Consider the following 18,234-nt stretch of genomic DNA (forward strand, 5'->3'; position numbering starts at 1 on the left):
GCGGGACCTGCCGTCCGCTTACCGTCGGGCGATCAGGACCGTCTTGAAGGCGTAATACGCGAGAACAACGCTGAGGAGAAGCCCGATCGGGCCGTCGGTCCAGCCGGCGAGCACGACGTACCGGCGCCAGAACTCGCGGATCGGCGCCGCGACGAGAGCGCGCACACGCGGGCGGGCGCCGGCGGTCCGCAGCGATTCCGCCTCCAGCTCCGCGTAACGGCGCTGCTTGTGGATGATTTGTCCGATCGAGGTGTAGTTGAGGTGAAGGAGCGGCTCGTCGAGGTAGTCGGACGGGCCGTTCAGCAGCACCGTCTCGTGGACAGCGCGGGCTGGGTCGTACGTCGCGGCGCCGCGTCGCAGCAGGCGGAGCTGGTAGTCCGGCCACCACCCGCCGCCGCGGACCAGTCTGCCGAGAATGACGTTGTGTCTCGGTATCCAGTAGCCAGTGGGCTGGGGCTCATTGGTCGACAAACCGCGACCAGAGGTGGCCTCTCTGATCTCCGCGGCCAGCGCGCTCGAGACGCGCTCGTCCGCATCGACGAAGAAGACCCAGGTCCCCGAGGCCAGCGCGAGCGCGCGGTTTCGGAAGTCGGAGAATGAGCGAAACGGAGCCTGTTCGACTCGATCGGCGAGGGGGGTAGCCACCGCCATCGATTCGTCCGTCGTGGCCGCGTCGACGAGGACCAGCACTTCGTCTGCCCATCGGAGGCCCGGAAGTCCCTCGCGAAGGTTCTTCGCTTCGTTGCGAGCGATGACGCACGCAGTGATGGACGGGTGGGGCGCGTCGGTTGCTCGGCCGCTCATCGCACCTGGTGGAGCGTACGCTCAATTCCAGCGATGCGCGCATCCCGGTCTGCGTCGGTGGCCGAAGTCCGGTCGCGCCGCAGCTGGCGCCGCACGTGGGCGAGGCCCAGGGTGGTGATGAACCGAGCGGCCGCCCGGAACATCGGCGAACGGTGCTTGCGATGGAGCCGGGCGCGGCTGGCGTACAGATGGACGATGCTGTCCGCCCGAGCGCGCGCGGCGCTGCGTCCGCCGTGATGGACGACCGCCGCGTCGGGAACGTGCGCGACAACCCATCCGCGCTTCTTCGCCCGGACGCACCAGTCGACCTCCTCGCAGTAAAGGAAGAACGCCTCATCGAGGGGCCCGACATCGTCCCATGCGGCGCGTCGGATCAGCATGCAGGCGCCGAGCGGGTGGTCGACCCGAATTGGGCGGCCGTCAGTCGAGGCGAGCCGCCCGTTCAGGCGCGTGCGCAGAAGGCGCGCCGGACGGGGAAAGAACTCGAGCCACGTCATGAGGAGGGTTGGGTAGGTGAAAGCGGAATCCTGCGGCGAGCCGTCCGGGAAAAGAAACTGGGGTCCGGCTGCCGCCACCGTTGGGCAGCGCCGCGTCAGCGCGACGAGTCGTGGCAGCGCGCCGTGGAGGAGCTCCGCGTCGGGGTTGAGGAGCAGGAGGAATTCACCCGTGGCGCGGGGCGCGGCAACGTTGACCGCCGCGGCGAACCCGCGGTTCGCGGGCAGGGTAATGACGCTTGTGGCAAGAGAGAAGCGGCGCGCTTCCGCGACGGTCGCGTCCGTCGACGCGTTGTCTACCACCAGCGTCTCGACGGGCATGCCCGCATGCGCGCGAATGGAGGCCAGGCAGCGACCGACGTAACCTTCGGATTGATACGTCACGACAATGACTGAGACGGTCGGCCGCTCCTCGACCCGCGGATCGGAAGGGTCCCTCACAATCGGCGATGGTAGCAAGGGGGAGATGCTAGAATCCAGCGGATCTGCTCGATGTTGATTGATACGCATGCCCATCTGAGCGCACCCGAGTTCGTTGACGACCTGCCGACGGTTCTTGCGAGCGCACAGTTGGCGGGCGTTGCGCGCATCATCTGCGTTGGCTATGACGTGGCGACGAGCCGTCGAGCGATCGAACTCGCCGAAGCCGACCCACGAATCTTCGCGACGGTGGGTGTACACCCAAACTCGGTGGCCGGCGAACGGTCTGACTGGCAGCGCACCGTCGAGAAGCTCGCTCAACACGAACGCGTCGTCGCCATCGGAGAAACGGGCTTGGATTACTACCGGACGTTCACACCTGTCGCGGCGCAGCAAGCGGCCCTGCGGTGGCACCTCGATCTGGCGTCGACGATGGCCCTCCCCATCGTAATCCACAACCGAGAATCCGACGAAGATTTGACGAGATCGCTCCTCGATTGGGCGCACGCGCAACCACTCCCGCGGCAACGGGGTGTTCTCCACTCCTTCTGCGGGAGTCGAACCATGATGCAATCCTGTGTCGACGCGGGATTCGCCGTCTCGTTTTCGGGAATGGTGACTTTCCAGAATAAGTCGCTGGCGTTCATGGCGGACCTGGTGCGCGAAGCCCCGGCTGAGGCGCTGCTGGTCGAGACCGATTCGCCCTACCTGGCGCCCGCGCCGTATCGCGGACAGCGAAACGAACCGGCTCGCGTCCGGGAAGTTGCGGAGCGGGTGGCCGCGATACGCTCTGTGCCCTTGGCCGAGATCGAGGAGGGAACGACGCGGAACGCGCGTCGCATCTTCGCCCGGATCGGTGCGGCCGCAATTGCATAGCTCTGCGCTTCGACTGTTCACGCCGATCGAAGCGGACCTCCTGGCGGTGGAGGAGCGCATCGAGCGGGTCACGGACATCGAGCCGCCGATCCTCCGCGACGCTCTTCGGCACGTCATGCTGGCGCCCGGCAAGCGGATTCGGCCCGCACTCACCATTGCCTGTGGGCGTCTCTTTCGCGACGCGACGGCGAGCCTCCATTCGATGGCAGCGGCGGTGGAGTATCTCCATACGGCCACGCTGATCCACGACGACGTGGTCGACCAGCCGAGCTTGCGACGCGGCGCCCCAGCGCTCTACAGCCTCGTGGGCAACTCGGTTGCCTTGCTGGCTGGCGACTACCTCTTCGCCCAGGCGGCGGCGACGGCGAGCGAGACGAACAACTTGCGCATCATGCGCCTCTTCGCTGAGTCGGTCATGACCCTCTGCGCGGGCCAGATCGATGAGTGTGCGCGAATCGGCGACGAACGGCAGGAGATCGATCGCGATAGCTACTACCGAACGATCGATGCCAAGACCGCGGCGCTCTTCGTCCTGGCCTGCCACGCGGGTGCGATCCTGGGCGAGGCCTCGCTCGCGCAGACCGAGGCCCTCCGGCGGTACGGCCGCCTGCTCGGCCTCGCCTTTCAAATCGTCGACGACGTGCTGGACCTGGTGGGCGACGAGTCCGCGATGGGAAAGCCCGTGGGGAGTGACTTGCGGCAAGGGCTCGTAACCCTACCGGTCATCTATCTCCGGGATGAGATCGCCGAGGATCTATTGCGGCAAGCGTTTTCCGACGACGGCGCGAAGGAGCAAGCGATCGAGCAGATCGCGGACCGCGCTCGAGAGAGCAACGCGGTCCGCCGAGCCTATGCCGAAGCGCGGCATCTGTGCGACGAGGCGGCAGCGGAGCTGGAAGCGCTGCCAAAGGGCTCCCACCGCGAGCTGCTGTGGGAGCTGACGCGCACGGTCATCGATCGGCCGAGCTGAGCGGCGCGTGCCCTGGGGTGCGCATGGACTAGAAGCCAGTCGCGCTCGGCTCGAGGTACTCCCGCGGAGTCCATCCACGGTTTCCCTGGCGATCTTCCACCTGGCGCCATGCGCGTCCGTCGCTGTTTGCGTCCGGCCCGACGATGCGTAGAACGGTGCCGTCGCGGTAGGCGACGATGCCCGGTGATCCCGCTCGGGCCTCGCGTCGAATGAACGCGCCGGTCCCGCCGGTGTTTGCGATCCGGACGAATTCGGCCCGACCATTCTCGGTCGGAGTGGCGGCCACGGTTGCCGTCGATGTCGGATCTACCATCGCGAACGCGGATTCGTCATCGTCGGGTACATCCACGTCCTGCTGGACGACAATGGGAACGTCGGCAGGGGTGCGGGCGGTGAACCGGCTGCCGAGCAGGCCGAACGTGATAACGGTGAGAACGAGGACCAGCAACGTTGCCGCTCCGGCCGGTGCAATCCATCGCGTATTGAACTGGCGGCGTTCGGCCACGAATAGCCGGCCGCACCACTCGCATTCGTGCGCGGCCGGGTCGTTTCGCCCTCCGCAGCCTGGGCAAAGCACCATTGCTCGTCTCAACCTGTCAGCGGTGATCCACCCGAAATTGTATCGTTTCGCAACCGCGTCCGAACGATCGAAGGCCCTGATCTGGAGGGTAGAATTCGATCGGGGCTCGTGTGGGGCCCGCGGCAAGGATCTGGGGAGCGGATATGCACAACGGCGCCATCAGACCCGGGCTCGACGTCTCGAGCGCTCTCCAGCGCGTTGTGCGGGAACGACGAATCGCGGACGTCGCGACCGTCGTCGCGACCTCGAGTAGAGCGAGGGTCCCGCTCGCGGCGAAGCTCCTGGTCGAAGACGAAGGCGCCGTAGTCGGGACGCTGGGGAGCGCAGAGCTGGACGAGGCGGTCATTCGCGACGCGCGCCGCCACCTCGAATCGCGAAAAAGCGAGGTTGTGGCGTACCGATTTGGAGTTGAGACCGAGCAGGAGGAGGTCGAGGTCTTTCACGAGATCATCGAGCCTCGTCCGCAGCTCTTGGTCGTCGGGGCCGGTCACATTGCCGTACCGCTCGCCCGATTCGGAAGTCAGCTCGGGTTTGAAGTCGTCGTTGTGGACGACCGCGAGAAGTTCGCTAATCGAGAACGCTTTCCGGATGCCGACCGCGTAATTGCCGCGGGCTTCGGAGAAACGCTTCGGGATTATCCGATCAATCGGTCGACATTTGTCGTGATCATTACTCGTGCCCATACGTACGACGAAGAATCGCTGCGCCTCATTCTTGGCAGGCCGACCGCGTATCTCGGGATGATCGGCAGCCGGCGCCGGGTCCAAACCGTGCTCCGAACCCTTGCGGCCGAGGGGTACGACCATGACGTCTTGGGCAGCGTGCGGGCGCCGATCGGACTCGATGTCGGATCGGAGACGCCTGAGGAGATCGCGCTGTCGATCATCGCCGAGGTCGTCGCAGTGCGACGCGGCGGGACTGGCGTCCCCCTTTCCCAAAAGGGTCGACCGATTGCCATCGGACAGGGAGGGAGAAATGTCTCCGACGGGTGATCTTGCGTGGCTGCTGGACCAAGCGAACGAACGGATTGCGCGAGGCGAGCGGGTTGCAATGGTGACGGTCGTGCGCACGCGAGGCTCGACGCCCCGCAAAGTGGGAACCAAGATGCTGGTGTTCGAAGATGGGCTGTTCGCCGGTACCGTGGGCGGCGGCTGTGGGGAGGCGGACGTGCTTCAGGAAACGCTCAGGGCGATGGAGTCCGGTGAGCCCACACTGTTCCACGTTGATCTGACGGCGGATGAAGCGGAGGAGAGCGGCGACGTCTGCGGCGGCATCATGGACGTCTTTATCGAGCCGCGCCTACCGGTGGACGAGTCACCCAGAAATTGACGCGGGAAATGGCATTCCCACGAATTCGTGCCAATCCCGCAGGATGCGGCGATCACTGGGAAAAGCCAGATCCGGCAGGGCCGATGGCCGAAACAACCCGACCTCGGTAACCTCGTCGCCCGCGGCCAGACAGCCACCGACAGCATGGGCGACATAGACGGCCAGGACGACCGGATTGCTGGTCTCCGAGTAGAGCCCGAGGAGCCGGTCCACCTCCACGATGAGCTGTGTCTCCTCGCGGACCTCTCGTACGGCCGCGGCCTCGACCGATTCCCCCCGGTTCACGTAACCGGACGGGAAAGACCAGAAACCCCGTCCAGGATTGATGGCGCGGCGACCCAAGACGAGCTTCTGATCGATGGCAATAACGCTCACCGCCACGAGCTTGGGGTCTTCGTAGTGGATGAACCCGCAGCTTGCGCAGTGAGGACGGTCAAGGCCGGCGATGAATTGCAGGTCGAGGGGCGCTGCGCAGTGGGGACAGAATTTCATGCGCGACCTCCGGGCGCGAATAGCGTTCGATGGAAAGTCTCTTGCGACTTCGCGCCCGCGCGACGCTTGCCGACTGAAAGCATTGCTGCGCGCAACACGTTCCATTCACGGCACATTGGCAGCTCGCTACGGCTATCATAGCCACGGTGCGTGGCGTACCGCAATGGGATGTTGCCTTGGTAGCTCGTACGGCCGCGCGAACCTGTTCGCCGGTCGCGAGTTGGCGTTGGATTCATTGGCGGCTCCCGGTTCGCTTCTGTACAATGGTGCGGAAACCATGCGCGGAAGTGGCTCAGCGGTAGAGCATCACCTTGCCAAGGTGAGGGTCGCGGGTTCGAATCCCGTCTTCCGCTCCAGTGCACCGGCGCGGGGCTCGTCTGCTCTAGACTGAGCCCTTTTTGTTCGTCCATTTCCCAAATCGAGCCCGCACGTCAGTCGCGCTGCAGTGTCGAGCTGCTCACTGGAATAGCGATGAAGGTCGAAACCGAACAACTGGATCAAGGCGAGATCGCCCTTTCCTTCGAGGTGGAGGACGCGCGGGTCGAGCGCGCGATGGATGCCGCGTATCGACGGGTGGCGAACCGCGTCGACATCGCGGGGTTTCGGCGTGGAAAGGCTCCGAGACCTCTCGTCGAACGCGTGATTGGTCGCGAATCCCTGATGCAGGAAGCTCTCAACCAGCTCTTGCCAGAGGTCTACGAAGAAGCGCTGCGTGAAACGAACATCCAGGCGATCTCGGAGCCAGAATTCGACGTCGAGAGTCTCAGCCCGTTTCGTGCCAAGGCAACGGTGCTGGTTCAGCCCAACGTTGCGCTCGGTGCCTACGAATCGATCAAGCGGGAGCCGACGTCCGTCACCGTCTCAGAGGACGAGATCGCCGGGGTCCTGCAGCAGTTACGGGAGCGCCACGCCGAGTGGGTGCCAACTGATCAGGCTGCCGCCGCCGGTGATCGCGTGACGATTGACGTATCCGGTTATGCAAATGGCGAAGAAGTCGTGTCACAGGAGGACGTAGATTACGTTCTCGATCTAGAGGGCAGCACGCCCATACCGGGATTTGCGGAGAAGTTAGTCGGTGCCACCGCTGGTGAGACGCGCGAATTTCGGCTGGCGGTGCCGAGCGAGGACATGGCAGAGAAGCTCGCGGGGAAAGAGATCGATTTCACCGTCACGGTCAAAGACGTGAAGGCGAAGGATCTGCCCGAACTGGACGACTATTTCGCAGCTACCGTCGGAACGTATAAAGACCTCGGCGAGCTGCGGGCCGATGTCGAGCGGCAGCTTCGAGAACGGGCAGAGGCGACGGCTGAGCGCTCCCTCCGGGATGAGATCGTCGACGAAGCGGTAGCGATGGCGACCGTGGAGCTTTCCGACAAGCTCATCGACTATCACGCCCACCGATCCTGGGACCGCCTCGGACGCGATCTTGACAGCCGCGGGCTCACAATCGAACAATACGCACGTTTTCGCCGCATGAGCGAGGACGATCTCCGTTCTGAGGTGCGCGCCGAAAGCGAGCGCACGCTGCGACGAGACTTGGTGCTGCGATCCATAGCGAGCGCGCAGCAGCTCGACGTTTCTGACGAGGACGTAGATGCGGGAGTCCGCGCGGTCTTGAGCGCGGACGGGGCCGACGACCGCGCCATCGCGCGCGCTCTTCGGTCGGCAGAGATCCGTGATCGCGTTCGCTCGACCCTGCGCGAATCCAGAGCGGTACAATGGCTAGTGGACCATGCGGTGCGCGAGTCTGCACCAGTTCCAGCCGGCGATCCCGAGGAAGAGGGGGATCGAGCGTGACCACGAGCCGACCGAGCAATGTGCTCGTCCCGATGGTCGTCGAAAGCACCAACCGGGGCGAGCGAGCCTACGACATTTACTCGCTCCTGCTGAAGGAGCGCATCGTATTCCTTGGCACCCCGATCGACGATCACGTCGCAAATCTCATCATCGCCCAGCTCCTTTTCCTCGAGCGGGAAGATCCCGATCGGGATATCGTGCTCTACATTCACTCCCCCGGCGGTGTCATCACGGCGGGTCTCGCAATCTATGACACGATGCAGCTCATTCGGCCGGACGTGTCGACGATCTGTATCGGGATGGCCGCGAGCATGGGTGCAGTGCTCTTGGTCGGTGGCGCGCCGGGTAAGCGATTCGCGCTTCCCAACGCAACGGTCATGCTGCACCAGGCTGCCGGTGGGTTCGAAGGAACCGCCGCGGACATCGAGATTCGCGCGCGCGAGATCCTTCGGCTCCAGACGCGGATACGCGACATTCTTCATCAGCACACCGGACAGCCGATGGAGCGCATTATTCGTGACTCCGATCGCGATTTCTTCATGACGCCGGAACAGGCACTGGAATACGGAATCATCGACCAAATCATCGGCCGGGCAAAGACCGGCGCTCCCGATTTACCGGAGGGGAGCGCCAAAGCCACATCGGATGGAACGGGCCAGACGTCCACCGAGGAGCCGGCGAGCGCGACCAGCTAGGCGCATCAGGAGCCCATTTGGGGGGACCATGGTTACCACTCGCGGGAGTCGCGGCCCATACCATTGCTCGTTTTGTGGAAAGAGCCAAGATCAGGTGCGACGGCTCATCGCGGGCCCCGGCTCGGTCTACATCTGCGACGAATGCGTCGAGCTGTGTCGCGAGATCATCAGTGAGGAGAATGCGCCGGCCACGAGGTCCAAGCTCCCAGCCTCGAAGCTGCCGACTCCGAAGAAGATCTACGACCAGCTGAACCAGTACGTTATCGGACAGGACCGCGCCAAGAAGGTCCTGTCCGTCGCGGTCTACAACCACTACAAGCGGGTCAATGCTGGCATGGAGATCGACGACGTCGAGCTCCAGAAGAGCAACATCCTCATGGTTGGCCCGACCGGCTCCGGTAAGACACTGCTCGCCCAGACCCTCGCCAAAATCCTGGACGTCCCGTTCTGCATCGCCGACGCGACCGCCCTGACCGAGGCCGGATACGTTGGCGAGGATGTGGAAAACATCCTGCTCCGACTTATTCAGTCCGCAGACTTCGACGTATCGCGGGCAGAGCGTGGCATCGTCTATATCGACGAGATCGACAAGATCGCCCGTAAGGCGGATAACCCGTCCATCACCCGCGACGTCTCGGGCGAAGGCGTTCAGCAAGCGCTCCTGAAGATCCTTGAAGGCACCGTTGCCAACGTGCCGCCCCAGGGCGGTCGAAAGCATCCGCACCAGGACTTCATCCAGATCAACACCACGAACATTTTGTTCATCTGTGGCGGCGCGTTCGAAAATCTTGACTCCGTCGTCGCGAGCCGCCTTGGGGCCAAGCGAAGCCTCGGATTCCAGGCGACCCCGAAGGTCGCGGATGACGCCGCGATCTTGCTCCGCCAGCTCACCTCCGACGATCTCTTGAAGTACGGGCTGATTCCGGAATTCGTCGGCCGACTCCCCGTCGTCGTGAGCCTCGAACAGCTGGACAAAGAGGCGCTCATGCGCATCCTCATCGAGCCGAAGAATGCGCTGACGAAGCAGTACGCGAAGTTCCTGGCCCTCGACAAGGTCGAGCTCGTCTTCACCGAGGACGCGCTCGAGGCCGCGGCGGAACGGGCGTTGAGCTATCGCACCGGCGCCCGTGGCCTCCGTACGCTGATCGAGGAGGTGCTGCTCGACGTGATGTACGAGATTCCCTCGCGCGGCGACGTGAAGAAGTGCGTCATCAATGCGGACACGATCATTCAGGGAAAGTCACCGATTCTGTTGACGCGAAACGATCGGGTCATCGAGACGAACAAGGTAAACGACGCATCGGCCTGAGGGTTCGCGTGAGTTGTGAATACACAAAGGCCCGGGCGGTCGCCCGGGCCTTTCCGTATCCGACCGTACCCGTCAGCTGGCAGCTGTCGTGTACCAGTGCGTGTGGCGCTCCGCGGGTAGCCGCTTCCCCATCGTCTCCTGATCCGAATAGCCGAGGAAGATGCACGCGACCGGGCGCTCCTTCTCGGTCAGCCCAAGGACGGGTCCGACGAAGTTGTAGTCGATCCAGTCCCCGGTGCTGGGGTAGCTGCCGAGGCCGCGCGCGGTTGCGGCGATCAGGAGGTTCTCGATGGCGCACCAGCAGGCCGCGTAGTTCTCCCGGTCCATGATCGGATTCTCGTCCCCGACCATGGAGACGATGATGATCGCGGGCGCCGAATAGCACTTCTTGCGCGCGAAATCCAGCGCCTCTTCGCTCACCTGTTCACCTTTTCGCTCCGCGGCCGCGGTGACGGCGGCCTGCCGAGCCGAGACGAGCCGTTCCCGCCCCGGTCCGGTGAAGACGTGGAAGCGCCACGGGTGGGTCAGGTGGTGATTCGGCGCCCAGTGGGCCGCGTCGATGAGCTCCTCGATCCACTCCTTCGGGATCGGCGTGTCGAGATATTCCTTGACCGCACGGCGCGTGCGGATGGCCTGAAGCGCATCTTCGAGCGGGCGCTCGTCCTGCACTCGAGGTGTTGCCGTCGCCATCTCATCCACCATATCGAAGAATTCGCGAGTATTCTACACGGCCTGCTCGGCTCGCTTCTCTGCGGCTTGTCAGGCGAATCGCGCCAGGATAATCCCAAGCTCGTAGAGGAGAAAGATCGGGACGGAGACGATTGTCTGATTGAACGGATCCGGGGTGGGGGTGATGATCGCGCCGATAACGAAGGCCGCCAGCAGCGCATACTTCCAGTAACGGCCGAGCTGCTCGGCGTCCACCACCCCCAGCTTCGCGAGGCTAAACATCAGCAGCGGCGTCTCGAATACAACGCCGACCCAGAAGAGGAACGTCGAGACAAACGAGACGTACTCCTCGAAGCTCCACGTCACCTGGACGTACCCGGAGCCGAACCCGGCGAGAAAGCGAACCGCCGCCGGGATCACGACGAAGAACCCGAAGACCAGCCCCAGACAAAAAGACAGGCTGACGCCTGGAACGGCAAACAAGAGGAAACGGCGCTCGTGCTGATGAAGGGCCGGCAGGACGAACAGTAAGGCCTGCCACACGATGATGGGCATCGCGAGCGCGGCACCGGTCACGAGCGCAACCTTCATATACACGCTGAAGGTCTCGGTGGGTCGAAGGACCTGGAGGTGAACGTCCGACGGCCGCGTCAGTAGGTCAATGACCGGCCAGGTGAGAAACACCGCCGCGATCGCCATTCCGACGAGCACGGCCAGACCGGCGATGATGATGCGACGACGCAGCTCGGCGAGATGCTCGAATATGGTCATCTCGCGGTCCTGAAACGCCTCACCCATCTGGGCGGCGCTCCGCAGCTGTGTCTCGCGAACCGTGGAGGGCGTCAGCCGGTGGAGCTGGCGTCAGAGCCGGCCGGAACCGCGCTCTGATACCGATCATCTGAGGTCAGTCGAGGTGGTCGTGAAGGTAGTCCATAGCGTCTTTGACGGTCTTGATCTTCTCCGCGTCCTCGTCTGAGACCTGGATGCCGAACTCTTCTTCGAGCGAGATGATGAGGTCGACCATCTCCAGCGAATCTGCGTTGAGATCGTCGATGAACGACGCGTCGGGCACCACCTCGTCCTCGGACACTCCAAGCTGCTCGGCAATGATCTTGCGAAGACGCTCGTCCGCACTATTCGCCATGGCCATTCGATAACTCTCCCGTCTCGATTGGGCGGGCTCTCCGGATGGAGCCCGCGCTGAAGCGTCCACGTACGTGACTCACGGCTGGGGAGGCGGTTCCGTTCTCCGCTGGTCATCCACGACGCGCCCGAGAACGCCGTTCACAAACCGACTCGAGCTGTCGCTCCCGTAGCGTTTGGCGAGCTCCACGGCCTCGTTGATCGCGACGCCGACGGGTATTTTAGACGAATTGAACGTTAGCTCGTAAACACCCAGGCGCAGCAAATTCCGGTCGATCGTGGAGATCTGCGCGATGGGCCACGCCGAGGCATGGCGCGCGATCTGCGCGTCAATCTCCCTGCGGTGGGCGATGATCCCGCTAATCAACTCCTGCGCGTACTGCACGACCGGCCCGCTCGCCCGGATGTCGGCGGCCATCCGTTGGAGGACTTCCTCCGGCGCGTGGGCGGACACGTCGATCTCGTACAGGGCCTGGAGCGCGAGTTCGCGTGCCCGTCTACGGCTGCGAGGCGACGCGTCCGACGGCTGCTCAGCGCTCGCCATTGGGCTCGGCCGAGGCGACCGGAAACGTCCATTGCGTATGAGCGCCGTGGCGTCGGAAGCCGTCATCGCGCAGGACCGCGAGCTGGTAAGGAATGCTCGTCTTCGGGCCGATGATTCGCGTCTCGGTCAAGGCACGCTCCATCCTGCGCATCGCCTCTTCCCGGTCGGTTCCCCAGGCGATGACCTTGCTCAGCAGCGAATCGTAAAACGGCGGGGGCTCATATCCGGAAAAGACGTGAGAGTCGACGCGGATACCCGGTCCTCCCGCGGCGTGGTACTCGCGGATGGGACTGAACTCTGGCCCAAAGTCGCGGTCGGGATCCTCCGCCACGATTCGGCACTCCATCGCGTGGCCCTGGACGCGAATGGATTCCTGGGTAAACGGAAGCGGTTCGCCTGCGGCCAGGCGAATTTGCAGCTTGGCGATGTCGATCCCCGTCACCATCTCGGTGACCGGATGCTCCACCTGGAGGCGAGTGTTCATCTCGATGAAGTAGTACGCGCCGTCGGGATCGAGGATGAACTCCATCGTGCCGACGCTTCGAAACGACGCGAAGCGCGCACCGCGGACAGCCGTTTCGCAGATGTCGCGCCGGTGCTCTTTGGACAGGGCGGGAGACGGCGCTTCCTCGAGGAGCTTCTGGTGTCGACGCTGAAGCGAGCAATCCCGCTCGCCGAGGTGGACTGCGTGTCCGTCGTTGTCGACGGCGAGCTGCACTTCGATATGGCGTGCCATTGGGACAAACCGCTCGACGTAGAGATCGCCGTTGCCGAAGCTCGCCAGCGCCTCCGCCTGCGCAATCTGAAATGCGCGCACCAGCTCCTCGTCGTTGGCGGCGGTCCGCATCCCCCGACCGCCGCCGCCCGCGTCCGCCTTCAGCATCACCGGGAAGCCGACCTCGGCGGCGGCCGATCGAGCCGCCTCGAGATTCGGCACGATCCCCTCGCTGCCCGGCACGATCGGGAGACCCGCGGCTGCCATGAGCCGACGGGCCGCAACCTTGTTGCTGAACTCCTCGATCACCCGGGCAGGAGGCCCGACGAACGTGAGGTTGCATCGCGTGCACGCTTCGGCCAGATACGCGTTCTCCGCGAGGAAGCCATATCCCGGGTGGAGCGCGTCGCATCCAGTGATCAGCGCGGCGCTGACGATGTTGGGAATGTTCAGGTAGCTCTTTTCGCTGGGACCGGGTCCGATACACACGGTCTGGTCGGCGAGCCGCGCGCCCAGCGATTCGCGATCGGGCTCCGAATGCGCCAGGACGGTCTCGATTCCGAGCTCCCGGCAGGCCCGAATGATCCGAACGGCAATCTCGCCCCGATTCGCGACGAGGAGCCGGTGGATCGTCATCCCATCACCATTCCGCCGTCCACGTGGATCACCTGGCCGGTTATATAGGATGCGCGGTCGGACGCGAGAAATGAGACGACGCTGGCGACTTCATCCGGCTGACCGGGTCGCGCCAGGGGCACCATGTCGAGGAATCGCCGGCGTGCCTCGGCTGCCACGGTGGCCCACATCTCGGTCTCGATGTATCCAGGCGCCACGACGTTCGCGGTGATGCCCCGGGACGCGACTTCGCGAGCGACGGACCGCGTGAAGCCGATAAGTCCAGCCTTCGCCGCGGCGTAGTTTGCCTGGCCAGCGTTGCCGGCGATGCCGGAGATCGAGCCAATGCAGATGATCCGCCCGCTTCGATTCCGCACCATACCGCGCAAGACGGCGCGCGTGCACAGGAAGGGTCCGCGAAGGTCAGCGCCGATCACGTCGTCCCAGTCATCGTCCTTCATCCGGAGAAGGAGCCGGTCGCGGGTAATTCCGGCGTTGTTGACCAGCACGTCGATGCGCTGAAAGCGGTCCAGCACCGCCGCCGTCATGCGCTCGACGTCATCGGCGTTGGCGACGTCTCCCTGCACGGCGAAGCCCTCGGACCCCACGGACGCCATTTCCGCGACGACGTCGTTCGCCGCGTCGGCGCTGGCGAGGTAGTTGACGGCCACGTGCGCGCCGTTGCGCGCGAGGTCGAGCGCAATCGCGCGCCCGATGCCGCGGGCGGCCCCGGTGACGAGCGCCGTTTTTCCGCTGAGGGACAACGGTCCAACTGTGGCCGGCTCAGTCACCCGTCATGCACGCTCGAATGATCTGGGCCGCGCGTTCTGCGGCGTCGGGCGATCCGACAGCGAGGACGCGAGCCTTCGGCGCGATCCGTCGCACGAGGCCGCACAGGACGTCTCCCGGCCCGATCTCGAGGAATGTGTCACATCCGAGGGCAACCAGCGCGTCGACGGATTCATGCCATCGGACCGGTCGAGTGATCTGGAGAGGCAGCTCGGATCGAAGCGCGCCGGCACTGCTCGCCAGCTCGGCGCTGGTATTCAAGATGACGGGGACGCGGGGAGGTCGAATCTCGATCGATTCGACCATCTCAGAGAAGTCGCGAGCCGCCGCAACCATGTACCGCGAGTGAAACGGCCCGCCAACATTGAGCGGCAGAACGCGGCGCGCTCCGTTGGCCACAGCCGCCTCGGCCGCGCGTCCGACAGCGACGCGGTCGCCGCTAATGACGATCTGTCCCGGTCCGTTCAAATTTGCCACCTGAACCGTTCCGTCGGTCCCAACCGAAGCTTGTTGGCACACTGTCTCCAGCTTGCTCGGCTCGATCCCGATCACCGCTGCCATCGTGCCATCGCAGTTTGCCGCGTCCCTAGCCATCAGCTCGCCGCGCCGATGGACGAGCCGCAGCGTGTCCTGCACGCTGATGGCGTCCGCCCAGCACATGGCGGTCAGTTCTCCCACGCTGTGACCGCCCGCGAAGGCAGCGGGAACCGGAGTTCCGAGCATGTCCTCAAGGTACCAGGCGGCGGCGATGCTCGCCGTGACGACAGCCGTTTGCGCCACGTCTGTCCGCGTGAGGTCGGTAAGGGGTCCCTCCGCGCACAAGCGCCCGAGTGGCAGACCGGTGATGGATTCAGCGAGGCCAAAAAGCTGCTCGACGCGGGGGCTTGCCGAGCGCAGCGCAGTAGCCATCCCAACGTGCTGCGAGGCCTGGCCGGGAAATAACACCGCGAGGCGTCGCGCGGCCGATGGATCGCGTGTCTCGGGCGGCTCAGTCACGCGGGCGCTGCCGCGCACCGGCTAGGAGAGGGGCCGCGCGGTGTCCTTCACCTCGAGTACGTGGTGACCGTTGTACGTTCCGCAGAACGGACAGACCTGGTGCGTCGGCTTGAGGCGATGACACTGCGGGCAGGGACCCAATTGTGGCAATGCCGCGTGCAGGTGGCTGCGGCGATTGTTTCGACGACGGCGCGGGATTTTCTTCTTTGGGAGTGCTCCCATGTGCTCCTCTCTGGGCGGGCCCTCGCTCGGGGTGGTCTCATATTCGGGTTGGAATAAGCGTCGTGAATTCTACCGAATTCCGATCGGCGTCAGCTTCGCCCGGTCGTCTTTCGATCGAGCAGCGGAGCGAGGGCTGAGAATGGTGACGAATCGACGTCGGAGGGGCAAGCGCAGGCTTGCTCGTTGAGGTCCGCGCCACAAGTCGGGCAAAGGCCCCGGCAATCGGGGCTACAGACGGGTTGGAGCGGGGCGTTGGTGAGGAGGTACTGGCGGACCAGCTCGGTCAGATCGAGAACGTGATGCTCGTCGATGCGCAGCGCCTCGTCCTCTGCAAGCTCCAGCGGCGCGCCGGTCGTGATGTTGATGCTCGGGCGGAATTCCTCCTCGAAGTCCATCGAGATCGGAAAGGGAAACGGATCGAGGCAGCGGGAACACTCGACCTCGATGACGGTATCGATGTGCCCGCGCACCACGATTGCATCCTGGGTACGGAACAGCCGGGCTCTCCCACGGACGGCGGCGGTGGTTACAAACTCGGGACCGAATCGCGGATGTTCGTCGAAGATCTCGATGTCGCGATTGGTGCCCGGTGGGGCCTTGAGGAGCGCGGCAACATTGTGCGCCAGCATCGTTTCGCTCGGGAGACTATCCGCACCAGCTTCGGTCTCGACTCATTTTATCGAACCGGTGCCGCTTGACCCCCATTCCGGATTGTCCCGCCCGTAGCCACCCGAGTCGAAATCGGCGGCAGGCTGAGCGCTTTCGCGCCCTTCGTGGAGCGACTGGAGCCCGTTCCGGACGGTCGTGGCGAGGCTTTCCAGGTGGCGGTCCAGCTCCATGAGCACGCGATACACGTAATCATCCGCCTCATCGCGGACCTTGAGCGAATCTCGCTCCGCCTGCGCCACGATCTCGCTCGCGCGCGCTTGCGCCTGCTGCGTCACGTGGTGATCGCGAACACGCTCCTGCGCATCCGCTTCGGCCATCTTGATAATGTGGTCCGCGCGGGCGCGGGCCTCGTCCAGCAGCGCTTCGCGCTCGGCGTTGACCATGCGCGCCTGGCGAATCTCGTTTGGAAGGCTGAGCCGGATTTGATCGATGATCGCAAAACATTCCTCGTCGTCGATCAGCGTTCGGCTGGTGAACGGAAGGCGCGAGCCGGACCCGAGGACCTCCTCGAGCCGTTCGAGGAGGTACAGGATGTCCATCGAGCCCGGTTCGTTCGTCGGCGGATCCATCATGGCATGCCCTCGACGTCCCGCTTGAGCGCGGCCGCCACGGGCGCGGGAACAAGCGTGTCCACGCGTGCGCCGAGACGCGCGACCTCCTTCACCAGTGTAGAGCTGAGGTGCGCGTGCTCCAGCGACGTCATGAAGAAGATCGCCTCGACGTTTCGGTTCAAGTGGCGGTTCATGAGAGCGACCTGGAATTCGAAATCGAAATCGGAGGTAGCCCGTAGTCCGCGGATGATCGCTCGCGCTCCCCGCGACACGGCATAGTCTACGGTGAGCGAGGCATAGCTTGCGACTTCAACGTTGGCCAGATCCGCAGTGGTCTCCCGTACGAGTTCGACCCGCTCGTCGGTGGTAAATCGCAGGCGCTTGTCGGGTTTGTCGTACACGGCGACGATGAGGCGGTCGAAGATGGTCGACGCGCGGCGGATGATATCCAAGTGCCCGTTGTGAATGGGGTCGAAGCTGCCCGGATACAGTGCAACCAGGTCGCCTGTGGATCGCGATTGAGCCGTTGCCATCGCTCACTCCAGACGAGGGGTTGGGCCGGAAGGGAGAGATCGCTCGCGCCTTGCTCTCTTGTGGCGCCTTCAGTTCTCGTCGTTGCGAAAGAGCGAAACCGCCGTCGTCCCGTAATTCCTGGTTCGCAAGGGCTGGAGCTTGCCGACACGGGCTCCAAAGTCGCGGGACCGCGCATGCTCGAGGACGAGAATACCCCCGGGCTTTAGGATGGCATTGCGCCCGATAGTCTCGAGCACCTCTGGCACCGTGGGTTCATCGTACGGAGGATCGGCCAGTATTAAATCATACGTTGCGCTGAATGTCGACACGGCCGCCTGGGCACGCAGGCCGTGGATCGAGGCCTGCGATACAAATCCAGTCCGCTCGAGATTTGCGCGAATCGCCGACCGGGCACGCGCGTTCGCCTCAACGAAGTCGACGAACTCCGCGCCCCTGCTGAGGGCTTCAATCCCAAGTGCGCCGGACCCCGCGTACAGGTCCAAGACCCGGCGGTAGGGGAAGGCTACCTCCTCGGCGTCGAGGTCTTGGCGTCGCATCGCTTCGGCAGCAAGCATGGAGAAGATGGCTGCCTTGACCTTGTCGGTCGTCGGACGGATGTCGAGCCCCTTGGGGACATAGAGGGGACGCCCTTTGGCGCTCCCGGCGACGACACGCACCGTCAGTTCGCTTCGCCGGAGCTGCTCGCCAACGCGTGGACAGCTCGGGCGAGGGCGGCATGCTCCGATCGCTCGAGTCGCGGGTCCGATTCCAGCACACGGCTGGCGGCGCCCCGGACTCGCTCGAGGAATTCGAGATCGGTGAGCCGAGCGATGCGAAGGGGTGGAAAGCCGCTCTGCCGAAATCCGGAGAATTCTCCCGGTCCGCGCAACCGAAGGTCCTCCTCCGCGAGCTCCAATCCACTGGTCGACCGCGCGACGACGTCGAGCCGTTCCAGCGATTCCGGCGACTCCGTGCTGGCAATCAGGTAACAGGCCGCCGGCGCACTGCCGCGTCCGACCCGTCCGCGAAACTGGTGGAGCTG

General features: G+C 64.4%; 24 protein-coding genes and 1 tRNA gene. 8 read left to right on the plus strand and 17 right to left on the minus strand.

Going from position 1 to position 18,234, the window contains the following annotated elements; all coding sequences use genetic code 11:
* Window positions 1-18: 18 nt before the first annotated feature.
* Entirely contained in the window at window positions 19-804 is a 786-nt protein-coding gene (locus VFC51_00165; protein ID HZT05419.1) for a glycosyltransferase family 2 protein, read from the minus strand.
* Window positions 801-1,814 carry a glycosyltransferase family 2 protein gene (locus tag VFC51_00170; GenBank protein ID HZT05420.1) on the minus strand — a complete coding sequence of 338 codons (1,014 nt, stop codon included), beginning with the start codon at window positions 1,812-1,814 and terminating at the stop codon, window positions 801-803. The genes VFC51_00165 and VFC51_00170 overlap by 4 nt, the downstream gene beginning before the upstream one ends.
* On the opposite strand from VFC51_00170, the gene VFC51_00175 reads away from it, so the two are divergent.
* Both VFC51_00175 and VFC51_00180 read left to right on the plus strand, forming a co-directional pair.
* Window positions 1,791-2,594: a TatD family hydrolase gene (locus tag VFC51_00175; protein ID HZT05421.1), complete on the plus strand. Its 804-nt coding sequence runs from the start codon at window positions 1,791-1,793 to the stop codon at window positions 2,592-2,594. The two genes, VFC51_00170 and VFC51_00175, sit on opposite strands and share 24 nt — an antisense overlap.
* Window positions 2,587-3,564, plus strand: coding sequence for a polyprenyl synthetase family protein (locus VFC51_00180; GenBank protein ID HZT05422.1), 978 nt, complete (start codon window positions 2,587-2,589; stop codon window positions 3,562-3,564). Before VFC51_00175 ends, VFC51_00180 begins: the two co-directional genes overlap by 8 nt.
* A 28-nt stretch (window positions 3,565-3,592) precedes the next feature.
* Here VFC51_00180 and VFC51_00185 read toward each other — a convergent pair whose 3' ends face one another.
* Window positions 3,593-4,012: an SH3 domain-containing protein gene (locus VFC51_00185; GenBank protein ID HZT05423.1), complete on the minus strand. Its 420-nt coding sequence runs from the start codon at window positions 4,010-4,012 to the stop codon at window positions 3,593-3,595.
* 275 nt (window positions 4,013-4,287) lie between these two features.
* Between VFC51_00185 and VFC51_00190 the strand changes: the two genes are divergently transcribed.
* Window positions 4,288-5,136: an XdhC/CoxI family protein gene (locus tag VFC51_00190; GenBank protein HZT05424.1), complete on the plus strand. Its 849-nt coding sequence runs from the start codon at window positions 4,288-4,290 to the stop codon at window positions 5,134-5,136.
* On the plus strand, window positions 5,120-5,473 hold the full coding sequence (locus VFC51_00195) for an XdhC family protein (protein HZT05425.1): 354 nt from the start codon (window positions 5,120-5,122) through the stop codon (window positions 5,471-5,473). The genes VFC51_00190 and VFC51_00195 overlap by 17 nt, the downstream gene beginning before the upstream one ends.
* Here the strand turns inward: VFC51_00195 and VFC51_00200 are convergent.
* The gene (locus tag VFC51_00200; GenBank protein HZT05426.1) at window positions 5,459-5,965 is read right to left on the minus strand and encodes an NUDIX hydrolase; all 507 of its coding nucleotides are present in this window, start codon (window positions 5,963-5,965) and stop codon (window positions 5,459-5,461) included. The two genes, VFC51_00195 and VFC51_00200, sit on opposite strands and share 15 nt — an antisense overlap.
* Window positions 5,966-6,246: 281 nt before the next feature.
* On the opposite strand from VFC51_00200, the gene VFC51_00205 reads away from it, so the two are divergent.
* From VFC51_00205 to clpX, 4 genes are all read left to right on the plus strand, one after another.
* A tRNA-Gly gene (locus VFC51_00205) sits at window positions 6,247-6,321 on the plus strand.
* A 115-nt stretch (window positions 6,322-6,436) separates the two neighbouring features.
* A complete protein-coding gene (gene tig / locus VFC51_00210; GenBank protein HZT05427.1) occupies window positions 6,437-7,762 on the plus strand; it encodes a trigger factor in 1,326 nt (441 codons plus the stop codon).
* Window positions 7,759-8,457 carry an ATP-dependent Clp protease proteolytic subunit gene (locus VFC51_00215; GenBank protein ID HZT05428.1) on the plus strand — a complete coding sequence of 233 codons (699 nt, stop codon included), beginning with the start codon at window positions 7,759-7,761 and terminating at the stop codon, window positions 8,455-8,457. Before tig ends, VFC51_00215 begins: the two co-directional genes overlap by 4 nt.
* A 28-nt stretch (window positions 8,458-8,485) precedes the next feature.
* Window positions 8,486-9,766: an ATP-dependent Clp protease ATP-binding subunit ClpX gene (gene clpX / locus VFC51_00220; protein ID HZT05429.1), complete on the plus strand. Its 1,281-nt coding sequence runs from the start codon at window positions 8,486-8,488 to the stop codon at window positions 9,764-9,766.
* 72 nt (window positions 9,767-9,838) lie between these two features.
* Here the strand turns inward: clpX and VFC51_00225 are convergent, their stop codons facing one another.
* The 13 genes from VFC51_00225 to VFC51_00285 all read right to left on the minus strand — a co-directional run.
* Window positions 9,839-10,456, minus strand: a complete 618-nt coding sequence (locus VFC51_00225) for a nitroreductase (GenBank protein HZT05430.1) — start codon at window positions 10,454-10,456, stop codon at window positions 9,839-9,841.
* Between the two features lie 69 nt (window positions 10,457-10,525).
* Window positions 10,526-11,233 (minus strand): twin-arginine translocase subunit TatC, encoded by a 708-nt coding sequence (gene tatC, locus VFC51_00230; GenBank protein ID HZT05431.1) that lies wholly within the window; start codon window positions 11,231-11,233, stop codon window positions 10,526-10,528.
* 106 nt (window positions 11,234-11,339) lie between these two features.
* Window positions 11,340-11,579 (minus strand): acyl carrier protein, encoded by a 240-nt coding sequence (locus tag VFC51_00235; GenBank protein ID HZT05432.1) that lies wholly within the window; start codon window positions 11,577-11,579, stop codon window positions 11,340-11,342.
* A 78-nt stretch (window positions 11,580-11,657) separates the two neighbouring features.
* Complete coding sequence (nusB, locus tag VFC51_00240) at window positions 11,658-12,122, minus strand: transcription antitermination factor NusB (protein HZT05433.1); 465 nt, start codon at window positions 12,120-12,122, stop codon at window positions 11,658-11,660.
* Complete coding sequence (locus VFC51_00245; protein ID HZT05434.1) at window positions 12,109-13,473, minus strand: acetyl-CoA carboxylase biotin carboxylase subunit; 1,365 nt, start codon at window positions 13,471-13,473, stop codon at window positions 12,109-12,111. The genes nusB and VFC51_00245 overlap by 14 nt, the downstream gene beginning before the upstream one ends.
* Window positions 13,470-14,216 carry a 3-oxoacyl-[acyl-carrier-protein] reductase gene (gene fabG / locus VFC51_00250; GenBank protein ID HZT05435.1) on the minus strand — a complete coding sequence of 249 codons (747 nt, stop codon included), beginning with the start codon at window positions 14,214-14,216 and terminating at the stop codon, window positions 13,470-13,472. The genes VFC51_00245 and fabG overlap by 4 nt, the downstream gene beginning before the upstream one ends.
* A gap of 19 nt (window positions 14,217-14,235) precedes the next feature.
* On the minus strand, window positions 14,236-15,255 hold the full coding sequence (fabD, locus tag VFC51_00255; protein ID HZT05436.1) for an ACP S-malonyltransferase: 1,020 nt from the start codon (window positions 15,253-15,255) through the stop codon (window positions 14,236-14,238).
* 3 nt (window positions 15,256-15,258) lie between these two features.
* On the minus strand, window positions 15,259-15,459 hold the full coding sequence (gene rpmF, locus VFC51_00260) for a 50S ribosomal protein L32 (GenBank protein HZT05437.1): 201 nt from the start codon (window positions 15,457-15,459) through the stop codon (window positions 15,259-15,261).
* 89 nt (window positions 15,460-15,548) lie between these two features.
* Complete coding sequence (locus VFC51_00265; GenBank protein HZT05438.1) at window positions 15,549-16,088, minus strand: DUF177 domain-containing protein; 540 nt, start codon at window positions 16,086-16,088, stop codon at window positions 15,549-15,551.
* A 42-nt stretch (window positions 16,089-16,130) separates the two neighbouring features.
* A complete protein-coding gene (locus VFC51_00270) occupies window positions 16,131-16,700 on the minus strand; it encodes a hypothetical protein (protein HZT05439.1) in 570 nt (189 codons plus the stop codon).
* On the minus strand, window positions 16,697-17,212 hold the full coding sequence (gene coaD, locus VFC51_00275; protein ID HZT05440.1) for a pantetheine-phosphate adenylyltransferase: 516 nt from the start codon (window positions 17,210-17,212) through the stop codon (window positions 16,697-16,699). The genes VFC51_00270 and coaD overlap by 4 nt, the downstream gene beginning before the upstream one ends.
* A 69-nt stretch (window positions 17,213-17,281) precedes the next feature.
* On the minus strand, window positions 17,282-17,869 hold the full coding sequence (rsmD, locus tag VFC51_00280) for a 16S rRNA (guanine(966)-N(2))-methyltransferase RsmD (protein ID HZT05441.1): 588 nt from the start codon (window positions 17,867-17,869) through the stop codon (window positions 17,282-17,284).
* A gap of 2 nt (window positions 17,870-17,871) precedes the next feature.
* Window positions 17,872-18,234, minus strand: a 363-nt coding sequence (locus VFC51_00285; GenBank protein HZT05442.1) for a DNA helicase RecG, incomplete at its 5' end; no start/stop codon positions are given.

This window comes from Chloroflexota bacterium, assembly GCA_035652535.1.
GTDB lineage: Bacteria > Chloroflexota > UBA6077 > UBA6077 > SHYK01 > DASRDP01.